General features: G+C 70.0%; 9 protein-coding genes. All 9 read right to left on the reverse strand.

Going from position 1 to position 13188, the window contains the following annotated elements:
- Positions 1 to 11: 11 nt before the first annotated feature.
- Complete coding sequence (gene ptsP, locus MMB92_RS19230) at positions 12 to 2594, reverse strand: phosphoenolpyruvate--protein phosphotransferase (RefSeq protein WP_277562861.1); 2583 nt, start codon at positions 2592 to 2594, stop codon at positions 12 to 14.
- A 15-nt stretch (positions 2595 to 2609) separates the two neighbouring features.
- Entirely contained in the window at positions 2610 to 3641 is a 1032-nt protein-coding gene (locus MMB92_RS19235; protein ID WP_006499033.1) for an SIS domain-containing protein, read from the reverse strand.
- A complete protein-coding gene (nagA, locus tag MMB92_RS19240) occupies positions 3634 to 4737 on the reverse strand; it encodes an N-acetylglucosamine-6-phosphate deacetylase (RefSeq protein WP_012492393.1) in 1104 nt (367 codons plus the stop codon). The genes MMB92_RS19235 and nagA overlap by 8 nt, the downstream gene beginning before the upstream one ends.
- A gap of 86 nt (positions 4738 to 4823) precedes the next feature.
- A complete protein-coding gene (locus MMB92_RS19245) occupies positions 4824 to 5558 on the reverse strand; it encodes a GntR family transcriptional regulator (protein ID WP_006487014.1) in 735 nt (244 codons plus the stop codon).
- 312 nt (positions 5559 to 5870) lie between these two features.
- On the reverse strand, positions 5871 to 9086 hold the full coding sequence (locus MMB92_RS19250; RefSeq protein ID WP_277562862.1) for an error-prone DNA polymerase: 3216 nt from the start codon (positions 9084 to 9086) through the stop codon (positions 5871 to 5873).
- Between the two features lie 6 nt (positions 9087 to 9092).
- Positions 9093 to 10580: a DNA polymerase Y family protein gene (locus MMB92_RS19255; RefSeq protein ID WP_212261798.1), complete on the reverse strand. Its 1488-nt coding sequence runs from the start codon at positions 10578 to 10580 to the stop codon at positions 9093 to 9095.
- Entirely contained in the window at positions 10513 to 11220 is a 708-nt protein-coding gene (gene imuA, locus MMB92_RS19260; RefSeq protein ID WP_069353462.1) for a translesion DNA synthesis-associated protein ImuA, read from the reverse strand. The genes MMB92_RS19255 and imuA overlap by 68 nt, the downstream gene beginning before the upstream one ends.
- Before the next feature lie 159 nt (positions 11221 to 11379).
- Positions 11380 to 12174, reverse strand: coding sequence for an ABC transporter ATP-binding protein (locus tag MMB92_RS19265; RefSeq protein ID WP_060265643.1), 795 nt, complete (start codon positions 12172 to 12174; stop codon positions 11380 to 11382).
- Between the two features lies 1 nt (position 12175).
- Entirely contained in the window at positions 12176 to 13072 is an 897-nt protein-coding gene (locus tag MMB92_RS19270; protein ID WP_006486373.1) for an ABC transporter permease, read from the reverse strand.
- Positions 13073 to 13188 lie beyond the last annotated feature (116 nt).

Below are 13188 nucleotides of genomic sequence, written 5' to 3' on the forward strand. Positions count from 1 at the left end.
GCCGTCGACGCTCAGTCGAGCGGCCAGACCTCGCGGCTTGCTGCCCTTACCGCCTGTGCCGAGTCGAGCGCGAGCAGATCCTGCGCGCGCTGACGGCACAACTGGTAATCGAGACGGCGCACACGCGCCTTGATGCCCGGCACCGACACCGGATCGACCGACAGTTCGGTCACGCCGAGGCCCACCAGGACCGGCACCGCGAGCGGATCGCCGCCGAGTGCGCCGCATACGCCGACCCACTTGCCGTGCTTCGCGGCGCCGCGCACCGCGATGTCGATCAGGCGCAGCACGGCCGGATGCAGGCCGTCGGACAGCGCGGCCAGGTCGGCCTGGCAGCGGTCCATCGCGAGCGTGTACTGGGTCAGGTCGTTGGTGCCGATCGACAGGAAATCCGCGTGCTGCGCGAGCTGGTCGGCCAGCAGCGCGGCCGACGGCACCTCGATCATCACGCCGACCTCGATCGGCTCGGTGCGGCCCTGCGCGCGCGCGAATTCGTCGATGCGCTTGCGCAGCCGCACGAGCTCGCCCGCGTCGGTCACCATCGGCAGCAGGATGCGCACCGCGCCGAACGGCTTCACCGCGAGCAGGCCCTGCAACTGATCGTCGAGCAGATCGGGGCGCACCTGCGCGAGACGGATGCCGCGCAGGCCGAGCGCCGGGTTCGGTTCGGGCGGCAGCGTCAGGTAGTCGACTTCCTTGTCCGCGCCGACGTCGAGCGTGCGGATGATCGCCGTGCGGCCCTGCAGCGCGTCGACGATCGACTGGTAGCTCTGCTGATGCTCGACCACCGTCGGCGCGGCCTGGCGATGGATGAACATCAGTTCGGTGCGCAGCAGGCCGACCGCGTCCGCGCCGTTGTCGACCGCGGTACTCGCGTCGTCGAGCGTCGCGATGTTCGCGGCGACCTCGATCGCGCGACCGTCGACCGTCGCGGCCGCCTCGCCGGCCTGTTGCCGGTTCGCCTCGCGCACGCCGTCCAGGCGCTGGCGCTCGTGCCGCGCGCGCTCGACGTCGAGCGCGGTCGGGGCATGTTCGAGCCGGCCCGCGCTCGCATCGACGACGACCTGCGTGCCGTCCGGAATCGCGTACAGTGCATCGCCGACCGCCACCAGCGCCGGGATGCCGAGCTGCCGCGCGATGATCGCCGCGTGCGACGTCGCGCCGCCGCGCGCCATCACGAGCGCGGTCACGCGTTCGCGATCGAGCGACGCCAGGTCGGACGGCGTGAATTCCTCGGCCGCGAGCACGGCCTCGTCGGGCAGCGCGCGCGCGGCGCCGTTCGTATGACCGAGCGCGCGCAGCACGCGCTTCTCGATGTCGCGCAGGTCGGCCGCGCGTTCGGCGAGCAGCGCGTCGTCGAGCTTCGACAGCGTGTCGATCTGCGTGCGGATCGTCGCGCGCCACGCGAAGCCCGCGCCCTTGCCGAGACTGATCAGGTCGCGCGCCGCGTCGACCAGCGTCGGGTCCTCCAGCAGCACGCGATGCACCGCGAAGATGCCCGCCTCGCCCACCGCACCGCGCGCCGAGGCGTTGCGCACCGTTTCGCCGAGTTCGGCGTCGACCGCCTTCAGCGCCTGGTCGAGGCGGCGGCTTTCCGCGGCCGGCGTGCCGGACGCCTGCTCGGTCGGCACGATGTCCGCATCGTCGAGACGCACCAGCGTGCCGACCGCGATGCCGGGCGCCGCGCATACGCCGGCGAGCGTGTTCGGGTCGAGCGTCGCGCCGGGTGCGTGCGCGATGGCTTGCGGCGCGGGCGACTTCAGCCGCGCCGGCTTTTCTTCCACTTCGCCGTGCGCCTCGCGCAGCAGCTCGCGCTCGACCGCATCGACGGCCTGCTGCGCGTGCGCGCCGCGCCCGACCAGTTCGACCGTCGCGCCTTCGCCGGCGCCGAGGCCGAGCAGGCCGACAACGCTCGCGATCGACGCCTTGCGGCCGTCGAACAGCACGTCGACGGTCGCATCGAACCCGCGCACGGCTTCACGCGCCCGTGCGGCCGGCCGCGCATGCAGCCCGCCCGGCTGCGCGAGCACGATCTCGCGGCGCACTTCGTTCTGCGCGGCAGCACCGGCCTGCGCCGCCTGCGCGGCGGCTTCGCCCTTGCCGCGCAGCGCGAGCAACGGCGTCTCGCCGGCGGTCGCGAAACCGCTCGCGCGCTCGACCACCTCGAACGCGTCGGAATTCGCGATCGCGATCACCGACACGAGCGAATGCGCGTGGCGCGCCACCGCGTCCTGGTCGAACTCGATCAACAGCGCGCCCGCCTCGACACGCGAGCCGGCTTCGACGTGCGCGATGAAGCCCTGTCCGTTCAGCTCGACGGTGTCGATGCCGATGTGCAGCAGCACTTCCGCGCCTTGCGGTGTCGTGATCGTGACCGCATGGCCCGTGCGCGCGAGATGCGACACGACGCCCGCGCACGGCGCGACGAGCCGGCCCGCGAGCGGGTCGATGCCGATGCCGTCGCCGAACATCCCGCCGGAGAACACCGGATCGGGCACGTCGGCCAGCGCGACGATCGGCCCCGTCAACGGGCTGAGCAGAACGATCTGATCGTGGGTGGGGCTCTTCAACTGGGATTCCTCGGCGCGTCTCATCGGCTTTCTCGGCTATCAGTGCGTTTCGGTGACTTTGTTCAGGTGGCGCGGCGTGTCGGGATTGCGCCCGCGCGCGACGGCGAGATCCGCCGCCATCACGTAGAACGAAAGAATGGCGGCGATCGGGTCGAGCGCCGAATGGGCGGACTGCGCGAGCGGCAGCACGGTGCCGGATACGCCGGGCGTCGATACGCCGGGCGTGCCGGCCGGCGCCGCGAGCAGCACGGCGGCGCCGCGGGCGCGCATGTCCGCGGCGAGCTGCAGCAGGCCGGCCTGTTCGGGCCCCGGCGGCGCGAACACGAGCAGCGGATAGTCGCGGTCGATCAGCTCCATCGGGCCGTGACGGACTTCGGCGCTCGAGAATGCCTCGGCCTGGATGCCGGACGTTTCCTTCAGCTTCAGCGCGGCTTCCTGCGCGATCGCGAGGCCCAGACCACGGCCGATGACGATCATCCGCTCGACGCCCGCGAGCGCCGCGACGGCTTGCGACCAGTCGAGCCGGCCGGCCTGCGCGAGCACGTCGGGCAGCCCGCGCAGCGCGGTCATCAGCGCGGCGTCGCGCTGCCAGTACGCGACGATCTGCGCGGACAGCGACAGCATCGCGATATAGCTCTTGGTCGCGGCGACCGACAGTTCGGGGCCGGCCAGCAGCGGCAACTGGTGCTCGCACGCATCGGCGAGCGGCGACGGCAGCACGTTCACGGCGGCGACGGTGCGCGCGCCGGCTTCGCGCAGCGCGGCCATCGTATTGACGAGATCGGGGCTCTTGCCCGACTGGGAGAACGCGATCGCGAGCTGGTCCTGCACCTTCAGCGGCGCCTGCTGCAGCGTCGCGACCGACATCGGCAGCGACGCGACCGGCACGCCGAGGCGGCTCATCGTCAGGCTCGCGAAATAGCTGGCGGCGTGATCCGAGCTGCCGCGCGCGACCGTCAGCGCGACGGCCGGCGGGTGATCGAGCAATTGGCCGGCGAGCGCTTCGACGCGCGCGGTGTCGGCGATCTGCGCGGCGACGACCTGGGCGGACTCGCGCGCTTCCTTAAGCATATTCGACAATCGATTCTCCTTCGACGTAGGTCGCGGTGAGGTTCAGGTCGCGATCGAACACCGCGAGGTCGGCCCATGCGCCGCGCTCGAGGCGGCCGCGATCGGTCACGCCGAGGTAGTCGGCCGCGTAGCGCGACATCCGGTTCGACACGTCGGCGATCGGCAGGCCGAGCGACACGAGGTTGCGCAGCGCCTGGTCCATCGTCAGCGTGCTGCCGGCGAGCGTGCCGTCGGCGAGCCGCACGCCGCCGAGGCACTTCGTCACGTGCTGGCTGCCGAGCCGGTATTCGCCGTCGGGCATGCCGGTGGCGGACGTGCTGTCGGTCACGACGTACAGGCGCGGAATCGCGCGCAGCGCAGCACGAATCGCGCCCGGGTGGACGTGCAGCAGATCGGGGATGATTTCCGCGTATTCGGCATGCGCGAGCGCCGCGCCGACGAGGCCCGGGTTGCGGTGATGCAGCGGCGACATCGCGTTGAACAGGTGCGTGAAACCGCATGCGCCGTGCTTGAGCGCGGCGACCGCGTCGTCGTAGGTCGCGAGCGAGTGGCCGAGCTGCACGCGCACGCCGCGCGCGGCCATCTCGCCGATGATCTCGATGTGGCCCGCGATTTCCGGCGCGAGCGTGACGACGCGGATCGGCGCGATCGACAGGTACTTGAGCACCTCGTCGAGCACGGCCGACACGGCCGCGTCGGGCTGCGCGCCGAGCTTGCCGGGGTTGATGTACGGCCCTTCGAGATGCACGCCGAGCACGCGGGCGCCGCCCGGCGTGCGGGCCCGCGCGGCGGTGCCGAGATTCGCGACGACTTCCATCAGTTCGTCGCGCGGCGCGGTCATCGTCGTCGCGAGCAGGCTCGTCGTGCCGAATTGCGCATGCGTGCGGACGATCGTTTCGATCGCGTCGCCGCCTTCCATCACGTCGGCGCCGCCGCCGCCATGCACGTGCAGGTCGATGAAGCCGGGCAGGATGTACGGCGCGTCGTTCTTCGCGGGATCGACGGGCGCGCCGTCGAGCGTGGTGATGCGGCCGTTCTCGCTATCGAGCGAACCGTGAATCCAGCCGTCGGGGGTGAGGATGTTTCCAGTCAGCATGACGTTCTCTTGATGATCTGGTGACGCGGGCATCCGCGTCGTGATTTGCAAATCCGTTGCATGTGCTGCGCGGGCAGTCTCGCGCGTCAGCGTTTCAGTTCGGCGACGAAGTCGTAATAGTCGTCGCGGCAATACGTTTCGCTCATTTCGATCGCGCGCTGGTCGACGCCGTAGCCGATCCGCGTGATCACCAGCAGCGCCGAGCCCGGCTTCACCGCCATCCATTTCGCGATCGCGTGCGTCGCGTTCGCCGCGCGAAAGTGCTGCAGCGCGCGCACGACGGTCATGCCGCGCGCCTCCAGGTATTCGTACAGCGATGCACCGAGCACCTGCGGATCGGGCACCACCGCCGCGGGCAGCGTCGAATGCTCGACCGCCATCACGATGCCGTCCGCGCGGCGCAGCCGTTCGAGCCGCGCCACCGTCGCGCCGGGCGCGAGGCCGAGATGCGTGAGCTCGTCGCGGCTCGCGGTGCGCAGCGTGCGCGACAGCCACACCGAATCGGGCACGAAGCCGCGCTGGCGCATCTTCGCGGTGAAGCCGACGAGGCGCGACAGCGGATCGGCAACGCGCGGCGTGATGAAGCTGCCCGCGCCGCGCGCCCGCTTGATCAGGCCCTGCTCGACCAGCAGCGCGAGGGCGCGACGCGCGGTGATCCGCGACACGCCGACCGACACCGACAGCAGCCGCTCCGACGGCAGCGCCTCGCCGGCCTGCCACGCGCCCGCGTGGATCGCGCTCGCCAGATTGCGGGCGAGCTGCAGATAGAGCGGCGTATCGTCGAGGGGATCGGGCGCCAGTTCGGCCCAGCCGGTTTCCATGTGCCTCCGCGTGTCGGACGACGATCTCCGACCGTCGAAAGTGAACGCATTATATAACCACCATAATACCAGTCAACGAACTGGTATTAGCGCCGCGGAAATCGCCGAAAGCCTTGCGCGGCAAGCGTTTTAGTACTGGCAAAGCCTTTTTTTACAACGCAGTGCGGGATAGGGATTTACCCGAAGTGGTATGCAAGGGGACAGTTCCAGTGCGTGGACCGGCCGGGTTTCCGGCACGAATATGAGACCAGAATAGAACCAATTTGGCTGACTGGTATGCATCGACGACAGCGCGCCGGTGCGACGCGCGGATCAGTGGAATTCCCGGCTCGACGTGCGCAGGCCACCGAGCAGCGGCGTCAGATCCTCGAAATGCTGCGCGACGAGGTGCCGCACGTCGCTCACGACCTGCCACACGCCGGACGCCGCGAGCAGCCGCGAATCGAGTGTTTCGCGGCGCTGCCGCGCGAGCAGCTCGGGCCGGACGATCACGTTCACGCAGCCCGTTTCGTCCTCGAGCGTCATGAACATCACGCCCTTCGCGGTGCCCGGCATCTGCCGGGCGATCACGAGCCCGCATGCGCGTGCGAGCCGGCCGTCGGGACGGTCGCGCAACTCGGCCGACGACGACAGCCGCTGCGCGCGCAAGGCCGGACGCAGCAACGCGACCGGATGGCGGTTCAGCGTGAGGCCGGTGGTGTGATAGTCGGCGAGGATGTCGTCGGCTTCCGACGGCGCGCCGAGCGCAGGTTGCTCCACCTCGTCGATCGGCGCGGCGGCGAGCAGGTCGCGCTCCGGCGCCGCGGCGACGGCCTGCCACAACGCATCGCGACGATGGCCGGCGAGCATCGCGAGCGCATTCGCGGCGGCGAGCGCTTCGAGATCGCGACGTTCGAGTTGCGCGCGGCGCGCGAGGGTGTCGACGTTGTCGAACGGGCCGGCGGCGCGTGCGGCTTCGATGCGCCACGCGGCGGCTTCGCTCAGGCCGCGCACGAGCGACAGGCCGAGCCGCACGGCCGGCTGACCGTGCGGCGGCGGCTGGTCGGGCAACGCTTCGAGCGCGGCTTCCCAGGTGCTTTGCGTCACGTCGATCGGCAGCACCTTCACGCGGTGACGCTTCGCGTCCTGCACGAGTTGCGACGGCGGGTAGAACCCCATCGGCTGGCTGTTCAGCAGCGCGGCGAGAAAGATCGCGGGTTCGTGGCATTTGAGCCAGCTGCTCGCGTACGCGAGTTTCGCGAAGCTCGCGGCGTGGCTTTCGGGGAACCCGTATTCGCCGAAGCCTTTGATCTGCTCGAAGATCTGTTCGGCGAATTCGCGTGTGTAGTTGCGTTCGAGCATGCCGCTGATGATCTTGTCCTGATATTTCTCGAGATTGCCCTTGCGCTTCCACGCGGCCATCGCACGACGCAAGTCATCCGCTTCGCCAGGTGTAAAACCCGCGGCGACGATCGCAATCTGCATCACCTGTTCCTGGAAGATCGGCACACCCAGCGTACGAACGAGCACTTCCTTGAGCGCGTCGCTCGGATACGTGACCTCGCCCTCCTCTTCACCGGCCACGATCCTGCGCCGCTGCAAATACGGATGCACGGCGCCGCCTTGAATCGGACCGGGCCGCACGATCGATACCTGAACGACGAGATCGTAGTAGTTGCGCGGCTTCAGCCGCGGCAGCATCGACATCTGCGCACGCGATTCGATCTGGAACACGCCGACGGTATCGGCACGGCAGATCATGTCGTAGGTTGCCTTGTCATCCTGCGGAATGTGTTTCAGCGTGAATGGCTTGCCGTCCTTCGCTGGCCCGCGCCATGCGGTGCGCAGGTCGAACGCGCGATGCAGCGCCGACAGCATGCCGAGCGCGAGCACGTCGACCTTCATCAGCCCGAGCGCTTCGAGATCGTCCTTGTCCCACTGGATCACGCGTCGCCCGTCCATCGCCGCGTTCTCGACCGGCACGAGCCGCGTGAGCTTGCCGCGGCTGATCACGAAGCCGCCCGAATGCTGCGACAGATGGCGCGGGAAGTTGAGCAAGCGCCCGGCCAGTTCGGCCCATGTGCGAATCAGCGGCGTTTCGGGATCGAGCCCGGTCGACGCGAATTGCCGCAGCAGATCGCGACTGCCGTCGAACCAGCGATGCCCCTTCGCGACGCGATCGACCAGCATCGGATCGACGCCGAGCGCCTTGCCGGTTTCGCGCAGCACGCCGCGCGGACGATACGTCGAAACGGCAGCCGCGAGCGCGGCGCGATCCTTGCCGTATTTTGCGTAGATGTGCTGGATCACTTCTTCGCGGCGCTGATGCTCGAAGTCGACGTCGATATCCGGCGGCTCGCCGCGTTCCTCGCTGATGAAACGCTCGAACAGCATCGTGCTTTGCTCGGGATTCACTTCGGTGATGCCGAGGCAATAACAGACGACCGAGTTCGCGGCCGAGCCACGGCCCTGGCACAGGATGTTCTGGCTGCGCGCGTATTTGACGATGTCGTAGACGGTCAGGAAGAACGGCTCGTAGCTCAGCCGGGCGATCAGGTCGAGTTCATGACGGATCTGCTTGTCGACCTTCTCCGGAATGCCCTGCGGATAACGCACCGCCGCTCCGGCGAAGGTTTCCTGTTCCAGATAGCGCGTCGGCGTCAGTCCCGCCGGCACGATCTCGTCGGGATACTCGTAACGCAGCGAGTCGAGTTCGAAATCGCATGCATCGAACATCGCGCACGTCTCCGCGATCTCGGCCGACGAAAACAACTTCGCGATCCGCCCGCGCGAACGCAGATGCTGCTCCGCATTCGGCGCGAGCGCGTACCCGCATTCGGAGACCGGCATCCCGACGCGAATCGCCGTCATCACGTCCTGCAGCGGCTTGCACGAGCGCACGTGCATCGTCACGTCGCCCAGCGCGACGAGTCGCACGCCGCGCCGTTTGCCGGCCTCGCGAATCTCGTCGCGCTGCGCGCCGTCCAGCGCGCGCTGCAACTGCACGAGCCCGAGCCGCGCCCGCTCGCCGAACATCGCGCGAAACCACGCGACCTGCGCATCGAGCACGTCCGCCCGCACCGGGTACGTCGGCACGAGAATCGCGAAGCAGTCGGGCATGCCGCGCAAGTGGGCAAACTCCGCCGGCGGCGCCGACAGCATCCGCGACGTCAGCTGGTAAGTGCCCTTCGGCGATGCCATCCGCCGCCACGAAATCAACTCGGAAAGATTGCCGTACCCTTCGCGGTTCTGTGCGAGCAGCACGAGCCCGAACGCACCGGGGCCCGGGTCGTGGCCGGGCGCGACGTCATCCGGCGTGACGTCGAAATACGAACCGATGACGAGCGGCAATCCGTTCGCCTTCGCCGCGACATGCATGCGCGGCGCGCCGGCGAGCGAGCATTCGTCGGTGATCGCGATCCCGCGATAGCCGAGTTCCACCGCACGCTCGACCAGTTCGTCCGCATGCGACGCGCCATGCAGGAATGAAAAGTTCGAACGGCAGAACAACTCCGCGTAATCGGGCAGCCCGCTGAAATCCGCCATCATCTTCGTTCACCCGAACAGGCCGTGCAGGAACCAGTGCGGTTCGGACTCGCTCCCCGCCCGTTCCCTGAACACCCAATAGCACGCACCGGCTTCGTCCTGCGCGACGTGGTAATCGCGTGCCGCGAGCTGACCATCGAACCACCCGGCCTCGATCCGCTCCGCCGACGACATCATCCTCAGCGGCGTATGGAATACCGGCCGCTCGCCACGCATCAGCAACGGCAGCGGTTCGGCCAGCAACCACGCGGGGCGCGGCGGCACGGCCGGCGGCCCGCCGGCCGGCTTGCCCGCCTGCGCATCGAGCGGCAGCCAGCGGTTCGCGGCTTCGGGCCGATGATCGGCGACGGGTGCCGCGCGCAGCACGTTGTCCGCGCCGAGCCGCGCGACCAGCAACTCGAGCAACCGCTCGCGGGTTTCCCGCGTACCGCCCGGCTCGGGAAAAAGATCGTCGGCCGGCGGCGCGACCGATTCGACGCGCGTGGCCTTCAGACGCACCGCGATCACCGCGGCCGGCAGCTCGACGCGCGCGAGCCGCTCGCCGAGCAGCCGCATGAAATGCCCCTCGTCGCGCACGGGGGCGGCGAACGCGAGCGCGAGCGGGGTCGGCGGCACGGCCTGGCGGCCGCGTTCGTGCTCGAGATCGAACGTCATCGCGGCGAGCGACAGGTGCCGCGCGGCCAGCCAGCCGCACAGCTGCACGACGAGCCGCCGCGCGGCGAACAGCACGGCTTCCGCGTATTCGACGCGCTCCGGCAACTCGAGCCGCACGTCGAACACGGGCGGCACCGCCATCCACGCCAGCGGCTCGACCGCTTCGCCGTACGCACGATCGAGCGCGGCCAGCAACGCGGGACCGCAGCGTCGCTGCAGCCCTGCGCGCGGCAGGCGGCGCAGATCGGCGAGCGTGCGGCAGCCGAGGCCGTCGAACCAGCCCGCATACGGACGCGCATCGGGCAGCAGCACGCACGGCAGCCGGTCGAGCGTGCGGACGAGCGAGGCCTGGCGTGCGACGCGGCGCCGGCTGCGTGCGCGGGCCGACGTGCGCGCGAGCAGCCATGCGCCGCGCCCGGTCGGCGCGGCGGACAGGCGCGCCGCGTAGCCGAGCGTCGCGAGCGTCGCGCACACCTGGCGGCACAGCGACGGCAGGCCGCCGAACAGGCGCAGGCTCGGGCCGACGTCGACGATCAGCGTGGCTTCGTCGTCGAGCGCGACGCACGGCGAGAAACGCAGCAGCGCGAGCGCGACCGCGCGCAGCGCATCGGCTTCGCGCGCGGGATCGCGTTCGACGAGTTGCGTATCGGGCGCGAGCGTGAGCACGCCGCCGCGCTTCATGCCCGCGCGCACGCCCTGCCGGCGCGCGGCCGCGTCGGCGATCAGCACGACGCCCTGCTCGAGCACCGCGCAGCCGGCCTCGCCGGCCGCCGCGTCAGACGGCGGCGGGGCGCACACGTCGAGCGGCAGGCGCGGCAGATGGATGCCGAGCAAGACGCGCATAGCGGCTCTCCACGATGGGCGACGGCAAATCGAGCACGAGCGGCTCGCTGCGCGCGGGCCCGCGACGCTTGACGATGTCGAGCGACACGCCGCCCGGCACCGGATACAGCGCGACGCGCAGCACGGCCGGCGACGGCTGCCGCGCGGCCGACGGCGGACGCAGCATCACGAACAGCGTGTCGCCCGTGCGCGCGGCCGCGAGATGCAGGCGCCGCAGCGCATCGGGCCGCGCGTCCTGCCAGAGCAGCAGCGCGCCGCAACAGCCGGTCTTGAGCGCCTGCTCGGCGGCCCACAACGCATCGGTACGGCTACCGGCGCGCAGCCACAGCAGCGTGTCGGCCGGCACGCCGAGACTGGCGAGCGCGGTGGCATGCGGCGACTGCGGCGGCGCGACGAGCGCGAGCGGCCGCCGGACGCTGACGGTGCGGGCAAGCGCCGGCGCGAGCAGCCGCATCTCGCCGCAGCCCGGCTGCGCGGCCAGCAGTTCGACGAGGCCGCCGACCGGCCAGCCGCCGCCCGGCAGCTCGGCCGACAGCGGCGCGAAGCCCGTGTCGATCGTGCGCGGGCCGCCGCGCGCGAGCTGCGAGCCGCGCCAAAGGGACGGATGAAGGGATTCGGGAGTAATGGAGGATGCGAGCATGACGCCACCCACAACTGTATGGATATACAGTATATGGCAATGCGTGCGCGTCGCACAGCACCGGTGCAAAACCGGTTTTCGTCGGAAGAAACCGGGGAGAAGCCGGCGCGCCCGTCATGTCACGGCGCGCCGGCCCGTCAGCCGTCGGTCAGCAGCCCGTCAACCGAGCAGCAACGCGTCGTCGTCGAGCTGCTCGTGCCGCACCTTCTCGAACATCTGCAGCAGATCCGGCACGTCCAGCCCCTTGCGCGCGTCGCCCGACACGTCGAGCACGACCTGCCCCTGGTGCAGCATCACCGTACGGTCGCCGTAGTCGAGCGCCTGCCGCATGCTGTGCGTGACCATCATCGTCGTCAGCTTGCTCTCGGCGACGATGCGCGCGGTCAGCTCCAGCACGAACGCGGCCGTCTTCGGATCGAGCGCGGCCGTGTGCTCGTCGAGCAGCAGGATCCGCGACGGCCGCAGCGACGCCATCAGCAGGCTCACGGCCTGCCGCTGGCCGCCCGACAGCAGCCCGATCCGGTCGGTCAGCCGGTTTTCCAGCCCGAGGTTCAGCAGCCGCAGCTTGTCGCGGAACAGCTCGCGCGACGGCCGGTCGAGCGCCGCCCGGAAGCCGCGCCGCGCGCCGCGCGCCATCGCGAGCGCCATGTTCTCCTCGATCGTCAGCGCCTCGCAGGTGCCGGCCATCGGATCCTGAAACACGCGCGCGACGAGGTGCGCGCGGTCCCACGCGGCCTTGCGCGTCACATCCGTGCCGTCGATCGCGATGCGTCCCGCATCGACGCGCTGGTCGCCGCTGACCGCATTGAGGAAGGTCGACTTGCCGGCGCCGTTCGAGCCGATCACCGCGACGAACTGGCCGTCGGGAATCTCGAGCGACAGCCCGCGCAGCGCGCGCGTCTCGATCGGCGTGCCGGGATTGAACGTGAGTTTGAGATCGCGTGCGGACAGCATGTCATGCCCCTCCGTTCTTGCGCGCGAACAGCTTCTTGCGCGTCGCCGGCAGCACCAGCGCGATCGTGACGAGCGCGGCCGTCACGAGGTTCAGGTCCTGCGCCTTCAGGCCGATGAATTCGCTGTTCAGCGCGAGCGCGATGAAGAAGCGGTAGACGATCGCGCCGAGCACGACGGCAAGCGTCGTCAGCACCAGCCGGCGCGCCGGCAGCAGCGTCTCGCCGATGATCACGGCGGCCAGCCCGATCACGATCGTGCCGATCCCCATCGAGATGTCCGAGCCGCCCTGCGTCTGCGCGAACAGGGCGCCCGCGAGCGCGACGAGCGCGTTCGACAGCGCCATCCCGGCAAGCGTCGCCCGGCCGGTCGCGATGCCCTGCGCGCGCGCCATCCGCGGGTTCGCGCCGGTCGCGCGCATCGCGAGGCCGAGCTGCGACGAGAAGAACCAGTCGAGGCCGAGCTTCGCGATCACGACGACGATCGCGAGCAGCGCCGGGCGCAGCACGTAATCGGGCATCCAGTCGGGCTGCAGCACGGTGAAGAGCGTCGGCTCGGTGATCAGCGGCACGTTCGGCCGGCCCATGATCCGCAGGTTCACCGAGTAGAGCGCGATCATCATCAGGATACTGGCGAGCAGATCCATGATCTTCAGGCGCACGTTCAGCCAGCCGGTGACGAAGCCGGCCAGCGCGCCCGCGACGATCGCGAGCAGCGTCGCGGAAAACGGGTCATGGCCGGCCGAGATCAGCGTCGCGGCGACGGCGCCGCCGAGCGGAAAGCTGCCGTCGACGGTGAGGTCGGGGAAGTTGAGGATGCGAAACGAGATCAGCACCCCGAGGGCGACGAGACTGAAGATCAGGCCGATCTCCAGTGCGCCCAGAAACGAGAACAGAGACATGATGGGGAAATCCTGTTGCTTCCCGGCCGGACGTGTACGGCCGGGCGAAGCGAACGGGCGGCCCCGGGTGGGAGCCGCCCGTCCGGCGATGTCGTCGAGGCCCGGATCGGGCCTGC

This window comes from Burkholderia sp. IO2, assembly GCF_029522185.1.
In the GTDB taxonomy this organism is placed as follows: Bacteria; Pseudomonadota; Gammaproteobacteria; order Burkholderiales; family Burkholderiaceae; genus Burkholderia; species Burkholderia cenocepacia.